22 protein-coding genes and 2 pseudogenes are annotated in these 16,357 nt (G+C 45.3%); 9 read left to right on the forward strand and 15 right to left on the reverse strand.

The window, feature by feature from the left end:
• The first annotated feature begins 19 nt into the window (after nt 1-19).
• From RS881_RS51220 to RS881_RS51260, 9 genes are all read left to right on the forward strand, one after another.
• Nucleotides 20-223: a hypothetical protein gene (locus RS881_RS51220; RefSeq protein WP_315817873.1), complete on the forward strand. Its 204-nt coding sequence runs from the start codon at nt 20-22 to the stop codon at nt 221-223.
• A gap of 226 nt (nt 224-449) precedes the next feature.
• A complete protein-coding gene (locus RS881_RS51225; RefSeq protein WP_315817874.1) occupies nt 450-701 on the forward strand; it encodes a hypothetical protein in 252 nt (83 codons plus the stop codon).
• A gap of 230 nt (nt 702-931) precedes the next feature.
• Entirely contained in the window at nt 932-1,645 is a 714-nt protein-coding gene (locus tag RS881_RS51230; RefSeq protein ID WP_315817875.1) for a hypothetical protein, read from the forward strand.
• 1 nt (nt 1,646) lies between these two features.
• Nucleotides 1,647-2,255 carry a DUF4262 domain-containing protein gene (locus RS881_RS51235; protein WP_315817876.1) on the forward strand — a complete coding sequence of 203 codons (609 nt, stop codon included), beginning with the start codon at nt 1,647-1,649 and terminating at the stop codon, nt 2,253-2,255.
• 247 nt (nt 2,256-2,502) lie between these two features.
• Nucleotides 2,503-3,159, forward strand: a complete 657-nt coding sequence (locus tag RS881_RS51240; RefSeq protein ID WP_315817877.1) for an ATP-grasp domain-containing protein — start codon at nt 2,503-2,505, stop codon at nt 3,157-3,159.
• A gap of 39 nt (nt 3,160-3,198) precedes the next feature.
• Nucleotides 3,199-3,837, forward strand: coding sequence for a hypothetical protein (locus RS881_RS51245; protein WP_315817878.1), 639 nt, complete (start codon nt 3,199-3,201; stop codon nt 3,835-3,837).
• A gap of 425 nt (nt 3,838-4,262) precedes the next feature.
• The gene (locus RS881_RS51250) at nt 4,263-4,580 is read left to right on the forward strand and encodes a hypothetical protein (protein WP_315817879.1); all 318 of its coding nucleotides are present in this window, start codon (nt 4,263-4,265) and stop codon (nt 4,578-4,580) included.
• Between the two features lie 184 nt (nt 4,581-4,764).
• Complete coding sequence (locus RS881_RS51255; RefSeq protein ID WP_315817880.1) at nt 4,765-4,980, forward strand: hypothetical protein; 216 nt, start codon at nt 4,765-4,767, stop codon at nt 4,978-4,980.
• 183 nt (nt 4,981-5,163) lie between these two features.
• Nucleotides 5,164-5,577: a hypothetical protein gene (locus tag RS881_RS51260; protein ID WP_315817881.1), complete on the forward strand. Its 414-nt coding sequence runs from the start codon at nt 5,164-5,166 to the stop codon at nt 5,575-5,577.
• 181 nt (nt 5,578-5,758) lie between these two features.
• On the opposite strand, the gene RS881_RS62450 is transcribed toward RS881_RS51260, so the two are convergent.
• From RS881_RS62450 to RS881_RS51340, 15 genes and pseudogenes are all read right to left on the reverse strand, one after another.
• Complete coding sequence (locus RS881_RS62450) at nt 5,759-6,436, reverse strand: glycoside hydrolase family 97 C-terminal domain-containing protein (RefSeq protein WP_484557648.1); 678 nt, start codon at nt 6,434-6,436, stop codon at nt 5,759-5,761.
• Between the two features lie 6 nt (nt 6,437-6,442).
• Nucleotides 6,443-6,801, reverse strand: a pseudogene (locus RS881_RS62455) (glycoside hydrolase family 97 catalytic domain-containing protein); the annotation flags it as partial.
• Nucleotides 6,792-7,897, reverse strand: a pseudogene (locus tag RS881_RS51275) (glycoside hydrolase family 97 N-terminal domain-containing protein). The pseudogenes RS881_RS51275 and RS881_RS62455, both read right to left, overlap by 10 nt.
• A 26-nt stretch (nt 7,898-7,923) precedes the next feature.
• Nucleotides 7,924-8,235 carry a hypothetical protein gene (locus tag RS881_RS51285; protein ID WP_315817886.1) on the reverse strand — a complete coding sequence of 104 codons (312 nt, stop codon included), beginning with the start codon at nt 8,233-8,235 and terminating at the stop codon, nt 7,924-7,926.
• Complete coding sequence (locus RS881_RS51290; protein WP_315817887.1) at nt 8,199-8,834, reverse strand: glycoside hydrolase family 71/99 protein; 636 nt, start codon at nt 8,832-8,834, stop codon at nt 8,199-8,201. Before RS881_RS51290 ends, RS881_RS51285 begins: the two co-directional genes overlap by 37 nt.
• A 17-nt stretch (nt 8,835-8,851) precedes the next feature.
• Nucleotides 8,852-9,382, reverse strand: coding sequence for a glycoside hydrolase family 71/99 protein (locus RS881_RS51295; RefSeq protein WP_315817888.1), 531 nt, complete (start codon nt 9,380-9,382; stop codon nt 8,852-8,854).
• On the reverse strand, nt 9,376-9,504 hold the full coding sequence (locus tag RS881_RS51300; RefSeq protein WP_315817889.1) for a hypothetical protein: 129 nt from the start codon (nt 9,502-9,504) through the stop codon (nt 9,376-9,378). Before RS881_RS51300 ends, RS881_RS51295 begins: the two co-directional genes overlap by 7 nt.
• A gap of 13 nt (nt 9,505-9,517) precedes the next feature.
• On the reverse strand, nt 9,518-9,754 hold the full coding sequence (locus tag RS881_RS51305; RefSeq protein WP_315817890.1) for a RagB/SusD family nutrient uptake outer membrane protein: 237 nt from the start codon (nt 9,752-9,754) through the stop codon (nt 9,518-9,520).
• Entirely contained in the window at nt 9,754-11,139 is a 1,386-nt protein-coding gene (locus RS881_RS51310) for a RagB/SusD family nutrient uptake outer membrane protein (protein WP_315817891.1), read from the reverse strand. The genes RS881_RS51305 and RS881_RS51310 overlap by 1 nt, the downstream gene beginning before the upstream one ends.
• Nucleotides 11,136-11,342 (reverse strand): hypothetical protein, encoded by a 207-nt coding sequence (locus RS881_RS51315; protein ID WP_315817892.1) that lies wholly within the window; start codon nt 11,340-11,342, stop codon nt 11,136-11,138. Before RS881_RS51315 ends, RS881_RS51310 begins: the two co-directional genes overlap by 4 nt.
• A 21-nt stretch (nt 11,343-11,363) precedes the next feature.
• On the reverse strand, nt 11,364-11,936 hold the full coding sequence (locus RS881_RS51320) for a hypothetical protein (protein WP_315817893.1): 573 nt from the start codon (nt 11,934-11,936) through the stop codon (nt 11,364-11,366).
• Between the two features lie 83 nt (nt 11,937-12,019).
• Entirely contained in the window at nt 12,020-13,750 is a 1,731-nt protein-coding gene (locus RS881_RS51325; protein ID WP_315817894.1) for a TonB-dependent receptor domain-containing protein, read from the reverse strand.
• The gene (locus RS881_RS51330) at nt 13,747-14,499 is read right to left on the reverse strand and encodes a TonB-dependent receptor plug domain-containing protein (protein ID WP_315817895.1); all 753 of its coding nucleotides are present in this window, start codon (nt 14,497-14,499) and stop codon (nt 13,747-13,749) included. The genes RS881_RS51325 and RS881_RS51330 overlap by 4 nt, the downstream gene beginning before the upstream one ends.
• 239 nt (nt 14,500-14,738) lie before the next feature.
• Complete coding sequence (locus tag RS881_RS62685; protein WP_315824890.1) at nt 14,739-15,116, reverse strand: DUF6377 domain-containing protein; 378 nt, start codon at nt 15,114-15,116, stop codon at nt 14,739-14,741.
• Nucleotides 15,107-16,324: a SusR-related protein gene (locus RS881_RS51340; protein ID WP_315817896.1), complete on the reverse strand. Its 1,218-nt coding sequence runs from the start codon at nt 16,322-16,324 to the stop codon at nt 15,107-15,109. The genes RS881_RS62685 and RS881_RS51340 overlap by 10 nt, the downstream gene beginning before the upstream one ends.
• Nucleotides 16,325-16,357 lie beyond the last annotated feature (33 nt).

Raw genomic sequence — 16,357 nt, forward strand, 5'->3', positions numbered from 1 at the left:
ATGATACGGGGCATTTTTTATGAAAATCATACAAGCATTAAAAGGCATTTTTCTAAACCAGGTGCTGAGCAGCCTGGACAAAGCGGCTCTGCCCAATTCGATCCCGATGCCTACATTGTCAACCACTTGCTTGCCATTGAAAAAGAAGCAGTCCGATTCATCGAAAGATATGGTTTGGATTTTAAAGCCTTCTTTTACCGACCCGATCTTGGCGTTTTTATAAGGGGAGAAATATTGACGTTCAGGGATCCGGAACCGAAGCATAATTATTTTATTGATACCGACCATTGGCGTCAAAAGAATCCCTCAACTTTCCGGGACCATTTTATACGGGCGAATCAGACACCTGCGGAACAGGTAACCCTGCAGCTCCTTATAATGTTTTGTCTGACTGGAACGCTTGTGAATACATATTTAAGCAACCCCTATCTTATAGCGAATTTCTATGTGTGATCGACGCAGCAGCAGTAGAAGTTTTGGACAGCTATTCCTGTAACGGCAATAATTACTGGACCTACCAAAAGTGTAAGGAATGGTGGGAGCAAAAACCACGATTACTAGCCAATTTGGATAATAAAGATGATATTCAATATATCGATTACCTGAATGGCCCCACAGAAACCGATCTGAGAAAATATTGCTATTTCCTGGAAAACGGTGTTTACCCAACAGACGAAACAAAGAGCCTGACTGAGCTATAAAAGAAACCCTTTATTACAACTAAGACATAATGCAATTCTGATCATCCTAATAAAAAAATTACAGAGCATCACAGCGCATAAAACTGGTTAAGAAAAGTATATTTAGAAGTGAGTCCACCATAATCAGACCAATGCCCAAGAGACGTAGAAAAAAACTGGTTCGCCCGAAGCGACAGCATAAATCAAATACAGTAAGAATTTCTAAACTGACTTTTCATAAACTTGACTGGTTGGAATGGATCACAATTGGGCTTTCACTCTGGTTTCTGATATACCCAAATCCTTATAAGCTTTTATTGGGAATACTTTTGACAATTCCCATAGTGGGGCTATTGTTAAATGGGCTTCACAAGCCAAGTATGGCAACGCTTGTAGAAATCAGCGCAGATAAAAATGGTGAAGACAAATTTGATGTTGCAGACTTTATTGACGTAGCAGCCTGGATCATCTTTCTAAGGGTTCTGTTCGATTTTGAATTTGAAAGCTTCTACAGCATGATCATTCCAGGCAGTATAGCCTGCATTATTATATTGGCCGTATTATTCCTGACACATAAACTGATCGAAAATACAACAAGAAATAAATGGTGGATTTATTGCTCACTTATTTTCAATGTTGGACTGTACAGTTATGCAGGAACTTATGCAGCAAATTGCGTTTACGACGATTCCCAGCCAACCATTTATCCAACAGAGGTACTTGACAAAAGAATAAGCAAAAGCCGGCGCAGTACAACCTATCATGTAAAAGTTGCTCCCTGGGGGTACCACCACGATAAAGAGGAAATTATGGTTTCATCAGCTCAATATAATGAGGTCGCCATAGGAGACAAAATAAATATTGACTTAAAAAAAGGGGCTCTTCAATATTCCATGGTACTATATTCGGAGAAAAATAAACTGATCAAAAATAAAAGCACTTTACTTAGATTACACACACTTTAACATGACTTGCACCCACGACCATCACGACAGGGAAGCTAAACAAACCATACTCGATAATATTGAAAAGTATGGGTGCCATCTAGCAATACTTGAGCCCGACAACTATTTACCTGGCTTTTCGTATTCCATTGGACTTTATAAAAGATTTCGACATCCAGAGATCATATGTTTTGGCTTAAAAACAGAAGTATTGAGTGCTGTGCTTAATACTGCTTGTGACCTTATTAAGAAAGGTGAAAAGCTCACTACAAACAAACTTTACGCTGAATTCCTGGAGGGGTATCAAATTCAATTCCTGCAGGTTGACAAAGAATACTATCAAAACTATGTAGGTTATGGAGGCTGGTTTTATGATCAAACCTTTGACTTTCCCTTGCTACAACTTGCATGGCCCGATAAGCAGCACCATTTTCCATGGGATAAAGACTTCAATCCCGACTGGAAATTCAAACAACCATTGCTCGACAGGAATACAGACTTCAAATTCTATGAAGAGAGGAACTTAGGGGTTTATACGACAAAGCAGGCATTTGAAGGTGATCCGATATTGTATGTTTACCACAATGATGATGGTGACTGGCAGTTCCATACCAGCTTATCCCCGATTTAGGAGATGCAATGCTGGTTACTTTAGAGCAAATTACTAAACTTGATCCCTCGGCTAATGAAATATATCACTTACAATACGGCTGGTGGGCATGGCGGGATAGTAAAGACGACGATTGGAAATATGAAGAGAGTGTAGAAGAATCATAATCGACCTCCGACGGAAGACAATAAAAAGCAAATTATAATACTATGCGCGGAGCAACGACACTTCTAATCCCTGAAAAACAGATATAGAATTTGAACAGGTTTTGGAAACCTGGACAAAAAGCGGTGGGCAGGTAAAAAGACTTGGGAAATACTGGATCAAAGACGACGCATTGGCCAATCAGCCCATCGCCATCTATGGCAACCAAACATTTGCGCTTGTACTGGCTCAAATCTATGAGGTGGAACTCATCTCACCAGATGACACGCTCATAACAAGGCTTGATAAAGAATGGACCAAAAGGGATATTACGCAAAAGCAAATCAGAGAAATGTCTGAAAGTGATTTCCTCATTTTCATTAAGCCTGTTATCCCAAAACTATTTCTCGCAGATATATTTCAAACGCATGCCGACTTCCTGCAAGCAACAAAAGGATTAGAGGATACTGAGGAGATACTTGTTTCCGGTATTGTTGACAATATCCAGGCGGAAGCAAGAGGGTATATTATGAACGGCATGGTGAAAGATATAGCCTTGTATGAGGGCGCTGCCGACCTGATTGATGCCAGCTCCTTTCTATCTGACTTTGTAAATAATAACAAAGAGCAACTGCCTCCGGTGGTGGTGGTTGACCTGGCATTCAATGCTTCCATTGGATGGTTTGTCCTCGAATTTAATGCCTGCTGGGGTGCAGGGCTCAACAACTGCAGGGCGGAAAATGTGGTTGATTGTATTATAGGTGCAACGATCAATAAGTAATTATTCTCCGAATTATGACACTTCGAGAACCCCGATAAAATGAAATTCAACAGACCCTTGCAGGATAAAGAATTGGCAATTCTTTATCAACAACTAGCGCAACTTCAAAAGAGGGCCAAAAAGGATACCCGGGTACTGGTTATCTGGACTTTGCTGGCTTTGGTAATAGGTGCAATAGTTTTTCCAGGCATGAAAACACAGGCCGAAATCCTCCTACTTTTAGGGACTGTAGCAGCCTGTATAGGCATTGGAGTATGGGTAACCCTTGAAGGTCGCTTAAAACTAAATAAGGAGAGAAACAGCATCGGGTTCTTAAAACAAAAGAATATTGTTACTGTAGTTGAGGTTAGTTCTGACCGCTATTATGAACTGGAAGAGCAAGAAGATGAGGGTGTACATTATCTTTTTCAACTGGATAATAATAAGGTTTTCTCTTTTGGCGGCCAGGATTTTTATCCAGACAAGCAATTTCCCAGCGACAAATTTGAGATTGTAGAAGGCCGTGGAATAAAGAATGAAGTATTGCTTTTGGAGGTCTTTAACTATGGAACGAAAATAGAGCCGTCAAAAATCATAACAGGGCAGACAAAATGGGATCTACTTGGGCTTTCTGATTATCCGGATCCGGATAGGTTAACTGTAAAAGAAGGAACTATTGAAGAGTTTCTGCAAAAATAAAGATTTGAATGATCGACCAGGGCTTTTGTGATATTCTTGAACATGCCATTTCCCACGCGTTGCAGCACCTGGAAAATGATGACACCAAAGGGTTTTAGTGTGACGGGGTCATAGGATCACAACCAGTCAACCATTATTCGAAAAAGCATGTAAATGAGCACAGGGAAGTCAAGCTCAACGCTTTTATTGGCACAGACGGACAAACCGATTATGAATTGATCCTAAAGTTTGGCAGCAAATCTTTGAGCCGATATGCGAGGGATCTGAACATTGAGGAATGTATACCAGGCTCAGACCAAGAAAAATGGCTCACCATAGATGTTGATAATAAAATAATTGAAGCTCAACTTGACTAGATTAGGAAATGAAACAGCTCTTATTAATCACAAGCAATGCAACGATATCTTCCAATTAATTAGTGGAACATGATAAAAACCGTCCTGTACACCATCCTCCATACCGTCATCCTGACAGTCCTCATTTTTATCTGCCTCACGGAGCTGACCTCGAAAAGAAATGCAGCAGTTGACAGTATCGATTCCTATGGATACCCGTATGTTTTTTATGATTACTTTGGAGGCAAATGCATCGACAATTGCTACGAACGATTTGGCTTTCACTCTGCTGCATTTCTTAATGATATTGGATTCGCAGCTATACTAGCGCTTGCAGGTGTCTTGCTGAGCAAAATACTGATCGCCAGAATAGGTAAAGCCGCTGCCAGAAAGACTGCAAACAGGTAGCAAATTATGGAAATCTGCCTTCTTTTCATCTCTTTTAAAATCCCATGAAGTTCTGTACCCTTATCTCTTGCTGCCTGATCTTATTGGTAAGTTGCACTGATCATCAGGCTCCTCGCCTGGCTTTACAACAAAAATAAATAAGCTGAAGCACAAACAAGAGTTAGGCAACCGGGATACCGCCACCATGCAATACCTTGTTGATAGTTTTTCCAGAGAAGAATTGATCGCATCAACCGACCACCCAATCCCCATGATCAGGATTCTTGCCTTCGAGGCCCTACTGCGCAGGAAAGACCCCAGCTTTTTAGCATTCTTAAGCGCCACCTTTCAGATACGGCACAAGTGGTATGGTGGTATGCTGACGACATTGCTGACTCCCCTACTATTGGTGACCTTATGATCACGGAAGCACAACTAATGCTAAACAGGTTACAAAAGATACTTTGATCGACCTGGTGCTGAATGACCATATTTATTTGGCAACTGCTAAGCAAATGATCAAAGAAATCCAACCACAGGAAAAATATTATACCATTATCAGAAGGGAGGTCTCGCTCCCTCGACAGAGTGTCACGATCTGCGATTGATATTTGCACTGGCGAAATTTAAGAAAGAAGCAGATGCAGGGTTGATAGGATCAAAAATAAAAGGGCTGAGCGGCAATGCTTATTGTAACGACCATATCTTCCGGGCCATTGAAGTATTCCCCGACTCGTCGTTCTTTCCGGTACTGCAACAATATTTTGACCAGTACATTAAAACTGGCGTACGATCTGTTAACGATGAATTGGATGCTTATTGTAAATCCCTGGCGAGTTATAAGAATAAGTCCGCTTTGAAGATATTAACAGCCCTTACAAAAATATCCACCTATCCCGATACCTGGAACTTCTCCGATATTCAGAAAGTACAAGGCCATTCGCATATACAATTGTCCACTTTACAAGGACCTATATCAAGCATTAAAAAAGCAAATGCCCAAATATGTATTGGATGAGCCCGATGCCCCCTCCTATCGTTATGGACCCTGGGTCTGGTAGATAACCCGGATCATAACCGCGGAGACGTAGAAGCGCCCATAAGCGGCGAAAGCGTCCGGGCGGAGAATAAGCTTACACATTATAATTCCTAATGTACTCTACGTCTCAGCGGTCAGGTAATTATTTTGATGAATACTTTTAAATTGTTTCAGATCGGTAGGGCTGGCCGGCCTCAACTGTATAGCCGCGCCGCCACCGGCTGCCAGTTTCAACTTCAATATACTGCTGCTGTCGACCAGGAAGGTCTCGATCCTGTACGCTTCTGGATTCGACTTCCAGCCTGCCCCCCGGCGCATCTCCATAGATCACGGCAATATATGGTTGCCCTTTATCCAGGAAACTGAGTGGCAGAACTGAAGTTCGACTATTCTCATCGGTAATAGTGCCAATATACCAATTTCGGCCGCCTTTTTCCTTACGTGCTATACTTATATAATCGCCTGGCTCCGCTTCGACGATCTTTGTATCGTCCCAATCAACCGGTACATCCTTAATAAACTGAAAGGCATCGGGCTTAGCAGCATAATTCTCGGGCAGATCGGCAGCCATTTGCAGGGGACTGTAAATAGTCACGTACAAGGCCAATTGTTTTGCCAGGGTGGTATGCATCTGGCGCTCAGGCGCATAGCCGGTATACCCTTTCATTTTAAAGATACCAGGTGTATAATCCATCGGGCCACCGATCAGCCTGGTAAAGGGCAGGATGGTTTCATGTTCGGGCGGACTACCATTGCTAAATGCGTTGTATTCGTTGCCCCTGCCCGCTTCGCTGGCCATCCAGTTGGGCCAGGTACGATGCTGGCCGGTAGGCCGCATGGGTTCATGCACATCAATAGTTACCTGGTGTTCCGCAGCCTTCTTTGCCACGCGTTCATAATGATTCACCATCCACTGACCATCGTGGTACTCGCCCCGGGGAATGATCCTGCCCACATACCCTGTCTTCACTGAAGTATAGCCCATCAGGTTCATAAACCGGTAAGCGGTGTCCAACTGGCGTTCATATTCGGTAGCTGATCCGGAAGTCTCGTTGTGCATGATCATCGTCACCCCTTTGAAGCTGCATAACGGGTGATCTCCCGCACATCAAAATCAGGATAAGGGGTCGTAAAGGAAAACACGTTTTCTTTCCAGTTGCCAAACCAGTCTTCCCAGCCTTTATTCCAACCCTCTACCAACACACCGCCAATGCCATTGGCTGCCGCAAAGTCAATATACTTTTTACGTTGGCGGTGTTGGCGCCATGTGTGCCATTGGGGATCAACTTACCATTGGCATCGGTGCTATCCGGAAAGTTGGAATAGTTCCAAGTGGCTTTTGCGGTTTGCATTTCCCACCATATACCTACAAACTTCATGGGTTTTATCCAGGAGGTATTGGTAATTGAGGTAGGTTCATTCAAATTGAGGATCATTTTGGAAGCCAGTACATCGGCTGCCCTATCAGATACAATAATTGTGCGCCAGGGGATTGGGCAAGGCGCATGCAGGTAGGCTTTATTTCCGGTGGCATCGGGCACCAGGCTGGAGGACAAAGAATAATGCGTCCTGTCTACGTGTAACTGCATGGCCGGATAGTTGATGAGGGCGGCCTCATGTATATTAATATACAGGCCTTCTTTGCTTTTCATCATCAGGGGCGTTTGTACAGCATAGGGATCGGGTGCTGTACGCACGGCAATATCAGTAGAACTTTTCACGATGCCGGTATTGTCGATCCCGCTTAGTAACGATGTGGTATAGAGATACTCATTGGTATCGTAGTCGCCCGGTATCCAGAATGTTTTGTGGTCACCGGTCAAATTGAACTGTGTCAATTCATCGGCTACAACGAAATATTTCAGGTTGGGCTGTAGTGGAAATTCATACCGGAAACCTACGCCCTCTTCAAATACGCGAAATACAATATTGAGCAGGCGGTTGGGCGTTTTTCGCTGGCGCAGGGCCACGGTGAGTTCTTCATACTGATTGCGAATGGAATTTACCTCCCCCATACGGGCTGCCAGGATTCATTAACAGTACGTCGACTGGTATGCAACAGTTTAAAGCCTTTATAAAAAGTCCTGTCATCTGTTAAGGAAAAGCCCAACCTGGAAGGGGCAATTACCTGTTGCTGGTTATACTGCACCGCATAGGTAGGTGTGCCATCTGCATCGAGTACAAAGTCCAACTTCACTTTGCCCATGCTTACCTGAACCAGGTTGGCGGATTGTGCGGATGCCCGGGGTACCAGAAGCACCAGGAGTATATAACAACTTATTTTTTTCAATAACATCATGCTTCTTTGTTTTTTGCGTTGGACACTTATTCTACTGTGGCTGCCGTGGTGGACAATTCGCCCAGGATGGCCCTTCGGTAGTGATCTGTTTCTGTACTCCAGGAATAAGTAAGGCGGTCGGCCCTCATGGGCTTATTGGTGATCTGCTCTGGGGTAACAAACTTTTTGAGGGTAATGCCATTGCGGATGATTGATACGCGTACGGCACCTTTTTGTTGCGCGATCCTGGATACTGTAAAACCAGCCGGCACCTGTATGGCCTTATCGTTGATCATCAATTGGGCCTTATCCTGTAAGATGGTCACCACTTCAATGGAGTCCTCTTCTTTGCGTTGCACGGCATCCTGCTGAAAACTTTCCACGGGTATATTATAAGGCGCCGGATTGATATCATGCCTGTACTTCTTAAAGAAGGCAATGGCAATATCATTGGCTTGGTATGGAAAAGGTTCTTTTTCCATACGCTCTTATAATATTTCAATAAGAGGGAGAAGCCATCATTGTGGTTGATCTCGGGCGCCAGGTGATGGCCTTCGGGATAATCATTCCAGGTAATGATATTCATAATGGATACGTCCTCTGCTATCCCAAACTCCAGCATCTTCCGGAAGTTCCACGACAAACCGGTGGCAATGTATTTACGTTCTACTTTACCAATCCCTGCACTGACTGCCTCGCTGGCATAATGAAACATATCCCAGGTACCGCGCTTCAGCAATTTAGAAGTATAGAAGTCATTGAAGGCCGCCCCCATAAAGGTCCTGTTGCGTTTGCGACAGGCATCTGCCACGAGCTTGCCGGCGTAATCGTTGGTGTATGAAACTGTCCACATCCATACAGCCGGAAAATAATCCAGGTATTCGTTGGCTTTCTGTTCGTCGATACGTTCATTGATGGTACGGGCCAGTGCAAACCTTTCGTTGACCGCATCACCCAATCGCCTGTAAGCGCGGGCTACAAAATAACTTTCGGGCAGGCCCTGTCGGTCGGCCGGAATATCCGCCAGGCTTTCCCCATACCATAGGTACAGCAGCAGCCGGCCATCGGGGTACGCAGCCAGTGAGGATTGTTGTGGCCTACCTCGTTGAAAATACCATTCATGCGCCTGGCCAGCTCGGCTACCTTGGCCTCTTCGGTAGAGCCGCCGGGATGTGATACGCAGAGGGTGAGTTTAAAATCCAGTTGTTGCTTATCTGCTACGCGGAAATAAGCCTTGATAATATCATCCCAGTCAGGAGCGCCCAACACATAATAGAATTGAAAGCCATCGATGCCGCTTTGCATAGCGGTGCGCATTTCAAATTCCACGGTTTCATCCAGGGTTTTGTCTTTCAGGAGTGAATCGGTCATCACCTTTACCTGGGTAAGGCCGCCCAAGGGCGCTGTGATATTGCCTTTGGCGGCATAATATTCGGGATCGCAGCTATCTTCCAGTTTATGGCCTTTGTAGCGAATGATATTCGTCATGCAATGCGCTATCACCATTTTTTTTTACTGATGGGCAAGCTCAGTTCGGGCAGGTTTTTCAGGTTGTCCTGCGCAACAAGATGGATGGATGTTATCAACAACATCCATCCTATAAGTGATACCCGGAAAAGGTGTTTCATATACTGGCTTTGCTTAGTAGCCGGGGTTCTGTTGGCCGGCCATTTTGGGATTAGAATTGAGTTCTGTGATGGGGATTGGCCAGGAGTAGGCTTTGTCGGCCCATTTGAAAGACGCTCCATTGAGGGCCCTGGCGGTTACATAAAAGGTAGCTTCTGAAGCACCCAGGTGCCAGCGGCAAATATCAAACCACCACTGTGCTTCATTAAATAATTCGGCCCAGCGCTCATAATACAGCGGATTGTTGCCCATTACAGGATCGCTTGCTTTTTGGCCATGGTTTCGGCAGTGAGGCTGGCATAGTCCACCCCGGATGAAGTGTTGATGGGAAGACCGTAAGCGCGTCTTTTTACTTTATTGATGTATTCCAATGCGGTGGATGCTTCTGCAGCATTAGCGCAGGCTTCTGCGTACAGGAGGTACACATCGGCCATGCGCAGGATGTAAATATTGGCGCCATCAGCTGGCCCCACGTTATTGATATCATTAAAGATGGGTGCATATTTACGGAAGCTCCAGCCAAGTTGTTGGTTGAGATTGGCATCGCCCATAATGTAAGAAGGTCTAGCTACGGGATACCAGTTGGTACCATCGCGTCTTACGGAATCGAGCCAGGGTTGGAGGGTATTTACATACAACCGTGGATCGGCTGTTTTATTGGTCCGTACAGCCAGTGCTTTTGCTTTGTATACCGGGTCCATCACCTTCTCAGGGTTGGAATAGCTGGGATCTTTGCTGCTGTTGAAATTGGGATTGGTCACCAGGGTATAAGTACCCTCGGTATAACCATAGCGCAGGATGTTCTTATCGTGCATACCTATATTACCGCCATAACCCAGGGGCAGGGAAGATTCCTCCTTACCATTCAGGCCCAGAGCGTAGGGAGGAAATATAAGTCCATTGATAGAAGTGGCATTGGCGGCGCCACTGTATACACCGTAACCGCCTTTGGAATCCTGGTCGATATTCAACTCAAACAAGGATTCTTCGTTGAATTCGTTAGCGCTGATGCCAATAAAGGCATCCCTGTATTTGGCATAGGGCATGAGTGTTTTGCCGCTGTTATCGATGACATCTTTGAGTACGGGTTTTGCTTTGGCCCAATCTTTCCGGAATACATAAGCTTTACCCAACAGGCCTTTGGCAGCCCATTCTGTTACTCTTCCCACATCATTGCCTGTCCACACTTTGCCTTTTAGTAGTTTGGCAGCTTCCAGCAGGTCGCTTTCAATGAGGGCCCATACGGCATTAATATGTGCGCGTGGTTGCTGGGTGGACTCGAAGCCTGCAGGCAGGCCTTTAAATAATGGAACGCCCAATGTATCTGCTGCTGATGGACCGACTTTATAGTCTTCTCCGTAAAGATTTTCCAACTGAAAATAATAATAAGCACGCATGAAATAAGCCTGTCCACGGATATAATCAATCCTGGGCTTATCGGCTTCTTTAGCGCCATTTTTCTCAAAGAAGTCGGCTCCTGATAAGGCTACATTGCAATTTTTTACACCGGCATAGAGGGCCTGCCACACACCGGCTACAAATCCATTAGCTGGTTGCATATTGCTTACGTCAATGAAGCCCAGCCAATCGGGATCGGAATAGTCAGCGCTGCCGGCATGGGTAGCGTTGGCCATCATCTTGGTGAGGTAGTTGAACCCAAAAGGTGCTGGTCGCGCAGATTGGAATAACAGGGAGCCAATACGCTTTCGAGATCGGCTATGCTGGCCGGATAGTTACTGGTGGAATACTGGTCTTTGGGGCCCACCAGGTCGGGGTCTTTCTTACATGCCGCTACGCTTACAGCGGTCACAATGAGTATAGTGAATATTTTCTTGTACATGATTGCTAAGTTTTGGGAGCATTAAAAAGTAATGTCAAAGCCTACAGAGAAGATCCTGTTTTGGGGATATTGGGGTACCGCATCTACGCCCCTGGTGGTAACGCCTACGGTAGTACCTACAAATCCGGCCTGCGACTGAATAGAGAAGCTGCTGGCAATTTCAGGATCGACACCGGAATACTTAGTGATCACAAAGAGGTTATTGGCCATGCCAAATACCCTGGCGCTTTGAATACCAACTTTGCGCAGGATATCATTGGTGAAGGTGTAACCTACCTGCAGGTTCTTCAATTTGAGGTAGCTGCCATTTTCCACAAAGTAGCTATTGACAGAAGTATAGTTGCCATTGGGATCAAGGGTACCATCAGGCGCTGTAACGCGCGGCTGACTGGTAAGGCCATTGGAACCAAAGAAAGAAGCATTGAAGATCTTGGTAGTAGTGTTACCATCGGAGAAGCGGTACTGTTGGTATGCTTTTACTCCATTGAAAAGGTCTACACCTGCTACACCATTGAACAGCATAGCTACATCAAATCCTTTCCAGCCAAGGCGGATGCTGGCCCCAAATACGAGTTTGGGATTGGGGTTGCCCAATACCTGGCGATCGGCTGAAGTGATCTTTCCGTCTTTGTCGATATCGTCGAAAATAAGGTCGCCGGCATGGGCGCCTTTATCATTTACTTTTGGGAAGCGGCATCTGCATCGGTTTGGAAAATACCCAATACCTTATAACCGTAGAAGGAGCCAAAGGGCAGGTTGGCCCTGGTAATGGTAAGGGGAGCCGTACCCATGAGGTTGTAACCGCTCTGATCGGAATTATTGAAATAGTTACGGCCATCAAACAGGGCATCATTGGTAATGCCGTTGAGGTCAAGTACCTTATTCTTGTTGAAACCGGCGCTTACGCTTACATCGTAACTAAAATCTCCCTTCCTGTCTTTATAGCCCAACAAGAGGTCTACGCCTTTGCTGCTCACCTGGCCAATGTTTACAAAATAAGGAGAGATATAGCCAGAGCTGTTGGGCAGTGGCAGGGCATACAACATGTCTTTGGTCTTCTTGTTGTACCACTCGGCCGTGAAGTATAATTTGCCATCCAGCAATTCACCATCTATACCGAAATTGGTTTCATGCACGGTTTCCCAGTGCAGGTCGGGATTGGGAATAGCGTTGATAGAGTTGGCAATTACCAGGGGAGCACCGGGTGCAAAATTCTGTCCGCCATTGGCAATACCGCTGGTACCATTAAACTGTGCATAGGAAGCCAGGTAAGCGTAGGGAGGAATATTGCTGTTACCGAGGGTACCATAACTACCGCGCAGCTTGAGCACATTGATAAAAGGAAGGTTTTGCTTGAAGAAGCCCTCATCGCTGATATTCCAGCCGCCGGATACAGCACCAAAGGTACCACGCTGCATATTGGGACCAAATACGGTGAAGTTGGCATCTTCTCTTAAAGAGCCAGAGATATAGTACTTGCCATCATAATTGTAATTCACACGGCCGAAAAATGATTTAACCAAGCCATTGGGATCATTTTTACCGGTAGTGCTGATGGAGGAATTGGAAGTTTGTACAAAGGAAAAACCGGGCAACCCTACTGCGCTCATGGTAGTAGACTGGTTGTTCCATTTGGAAACGATCTGTTCAAAGCCAGCCACGGCATTGATGTTGTGATTGCCAAATGACTGGTTATAGGTCAAGAGGTAGTTGGTCAACAACTGGCTGCTGCGGATGCTGGCCTTGGTCAATGAGTTGGAAGTGGGGGTACCTGGGCCAAAGTTGGGATTGTCCTGGAAGTAATCCTGTGATTCATCGTAATAGTTATAACCAATATTGGTACGGAAGGTTACATGTAAAGGCAGTTTCACTTCAGCATATACATTGGCCTGGAGGTTGTTCTTGAAATTCTGTATCTCGGCAGAGTTCACTACACCATAAGGATTGGGACCGCCGAAGTTGATACCATAACCCGGAGGTACGGAACCGATCCTGCCATCTTTCTCATATAAAGGAATGATGGGCAAAGAGCGGAAGGGCGCGATCTTCAATTGGGATTCTACCTGACCGAGGGGAGATGTTTTGCGCCTGGATACGGCCAACTGCTCTCCTATCTTCAGGAACTTGCCCAGTTTGTAATCGGTATTGATACGGGCGCCGCCAATATTGGAATAGTTCTTAACATAGATACCTTCCTGTTTATTGTAAAAACCGGAAAAGAGGTAGTTCATAACGGGTGAGGAACCAGAAACAGAGAGGTTATAGTTTTGCTCCGTTCCATCTCTGTACAATACATCTGTCCAGTCGATATCGGACAGGGTATCGGTTTGCGTGGCATTCTTGAAATACCCGGGATGGAGTACATTCTCCAGCTGGATGTACTCTGCTTTGTTGAGCAGGGTGATCACTTTTGGCCTGGTAGTGCCGAAACGCGCGTTGAAATTGATGGTAGGTCTGGCGCCGCTTCCTTTTTGGTGGTGATCACGATCACGCCGCCGGCTGCCGCAGAACCATAAATGGCGGTAGCGCTGGCATCTTTCAGGATATCGATGGTAGCAATATCCTGCACATTGATATTGTCGGCCGGCACGCGTATTCCATCCACTATGTACAGGGGCCCTGGCTGGTGCAGAGAAGATAAACCCCTGATGATGATAGTGGGCTGTGCATCGGGCTGCCCGGTATTCTTGATCACTTCCACGCCGGCGGCCCTTCCCTGCAAAGCTTCGGTAACATTGGTTACCGGCAGGTTTTTGAGCTGCGAACCGGCAACAGAAGCAACTGAACCGGTAACATCTTTGCGACGCTGGGTTCCATAACCTACCACCACAACGGCATCGATGGATTTAACAGCCGGTTGGAGGGAAAGATCGATCACTGTTTTGCCGCCAATGGCCACTTCGGCCTGTTCATATCCCACATAAGTAATAACGAGGGCGGTAGTGGAAGCAGGAACGGTAATGCGGAAATTGCCAACAGCGTCGGTACTTACGCCGGACTTAGCGCCTTTTACGGAAACAGAAGCGCCTGCAAGGGGAACATTCTTTTCATCGGAAATAGTACCTGTAATGATTTTATCCTGAGCCCGGGCAACCTGGAGGGCTAATAGGAAGAGAAAGCAGCAAAGGAGTTGCTTAAGCAATCGTCTTGTTTGCATGGCAGTAGTTTAAGATTAAGTGTTTTTATCGTCAGATTTATGGCTTACAGGTAAGCAGACTACCTGTTCAGGATACCAAAGAAACAGGGGTGGGCAAGCGATTCCAATTTATATAGGGAAAGTATCAAAAAATAAAGGCTTTTGGAGGCAGAGAGGGAGTCGTTAATTATTGATTATTAATTACTTATTATTGAATTGAAAATATTAATATATAACGTGAAGTAGGGGGTTAAATCAGGCTAAATACTTTTTATCTCCATGATCCGGTGCTCAAAGTCTTCGTTGGGAATGATGGACTTGTTCTTGATCTTGGTTTTGTAGGTGTTGATGGTATTGACAGAATACTCCAGTATCCGGGCTATCTTTTCACTGTCGTGGATACCCATGCGGATGAGGGCAAAAATGCGGAGATCGGTATTGAGCAGTTCATTTTCCTTTAACTGGATCTGGTCTTCCCGGGCAAACAACGTATTAAATTCTTCTATAAAGTGGGGAAAGAGTTTGAGGAAGATACGGTCGAAATTGCCCAGGAGCTCCTCTTTTTCCTTCTTAATATTAATGGTATTGGCTAAAAAGCGTATTTCTTCCAGTTTACGGTCGTTGACCTTTACCTCCAGGTTCTTTTGAACTTCTCCATTTTGGCATAGAACTCGGAGTTACCATTAAAGAAGTAGCCAATATATTCATCCTTGAACTTGTTGGCCTCAGTGAGTTTATTATTAATTTCCTGTTGTTTGATATTTGCTTCCGTAATAATCTGCTGGGCGATCTTCAGTTTGCGCAGCTGACGGAAAACGATAATAATGAGGGCTACCAGGGCCAATAGTAGCAGGGTTACAATAGCCGCATAGGTAATTAAGGTACGTTTTTCGTTTTCCACCCGGTTTACTTTTTCGGCTTCTATCAGAGGTAGGATGGCGCTTACCTGTATTTTTCGTTGGCGGGCACCATAGGAAAAAGCATCATTCAGGGCTTTTTCTATATAAGTGGAGGCACTTTTCAGATCACCCTTTTTAAACAGTAGGGAGGCCAGGTTAAAAATAGCCGCTGTTTCTTTGGTGGAGGATTTGATATCGGCAATGGCCGCCTGCATAAGTAGTTGAATGGCGGTATCTGTTTTACCATTCTGGATATAATTATCACTGAGGGTAGAAGCCGTGAGGGCCAACTCATGGTAGGAAAGATGAGGGTCATTCATGAGTATTTGAAAATAATGGCCGGCTTCCTCCCGCCGCCCATTCCGGATATTTTTAAGTCCGCTGTAATAGTTGAAAGAAAAAGAGTCCGGCGGAAAAAGGCGGAGCGCCGAATCCATGTAGTCATTGGCCTTGCTGTTATAACCGGGCGTATGATATTGATCGTTATCATAATCGGCTAGGTCATAATAATAACGGGCCATTAAGGAATAATATTCAGCCTTGAGACTATCAGGAAAAAGGTGGAGCTTGATATTTTGGAGAGAGTCAAAAGCCTCCTTGAACATACCGGAAGAAAGGAGGATAAAACTGAGTTTAATACGCGCTAGATCACTCCGCAGGGGATCCGCCAGTGCTGCCGCTGTTTGTTGCAATTTACGGGCATAGCTATAGGCCGAGTCATAATTAAATATCTTGTACTCCTCATACAATTGCTGGTATGCCGCAAACCTGGCGGGAAAGTCAGTGGCCGGTATCTTGTCGGCTGATTGCTTTAATTGCTGCATGGCCTGCACTTTTGCCTGGTCATAACTGGCTGCAGCGGCAATAGCGCTGTTAAGCGCCTCCAGGAGGCTATCGGTTTTGGTTTGCCCCCAGGCAGTACAACCCACCATAAGCAGTAAAAACAAACAATCCTATGCTTCATATCTACCAATAAGGTT

It is taken from the genome of Paraflavitalea speifideaquila (genome assembly GCF_032395985.1).
Lineage (GTDB): Bacteria > Bacteroidota > Bacteroidia > Chitinophagales > Chitinophagaceae > Paraflavitalea > Paraflavitalea speifideaquila.

Coding starts and splice junctions, on each gene's coding strand:
- RS881_RS51220 (WP_315817873.1), top strand. CDS start 20: ATGAAAATCATACAAGCATTAAAAGGCATTTTTCTAAACCAGGTGCTG.
- RS881_RS51235 (WP_315817876.1), top strand. CDS start 1,647: ATGACTTGCACCCACGACCATCACGACAGGGAAGCTAAACAAACCATA.
- RS881_RS51245 (WP_315817878.1), top strand. CDS start 3,199: ATGAAATTCAACAGACCCTTGCAGGATAAAGAATTGGCAATTCTTTAT.
- RS881_RS51250 (WP_315817879.1), top strand. CDS start 4,263: ATGATAAAAACCGTCCTGTACACCATCCTCCATACCGTCATCCTGACA.
- RS881_RS51255 (WP_315817880.1), top strand. CDS start 4,765: ATGCAATACCTTGTTGATAGTTTTTCCAGAGAAGAATTGATCGCATCA.
- RS881_RS62450 (WP_484557648.1), bottom strand. CDS start 6,436: ATGCGGCCTACCGGCCAGCATCGTACCTGGCCCAACTGGATGGCCAGC.
- RS881_RS51295 (WP_315817888.1), bottom strand. CDS start 9,382: ATGGTGATAGCGCATTGCATGACGAATATCATTCGCTACAAAGGCCAT.
- RS881_RS51300 (WP_315817889.1), bottom strand. CDS start 9,504: ATGAAACACCTTTTCCGGGTATCACTTATAGGATGGATGTTGTTGATA.
- RS881_RS51305 (WP_315817890.1), bottom strand. CDS start 9,754: ATGGGCAACAATCCGCTGTATTATGAGCGCTGGGCCGAATTATTTAAT.
- RS881_RS51310 (WP_315817891.1), bottom strand. CDS start 11,139: ATGATGGCCAACGCTACCCATGCCGGCAGCGCTGACTATTCCGATCCC.
- RS881_RS51315 (WP_315817892.1), bottom strand. CDS start 11,342: ATGTACAAGAAAATATTCACTATACTCATTGTGACCGCTGTAAGCGTA.
- RS881_RS51330 (WP_315817895.1), bottom strand. CDS start 14,499: ATGCAAACAAGACGATTGCTTAAGCAACTCCTTTGCTGCTTTCTCTTC.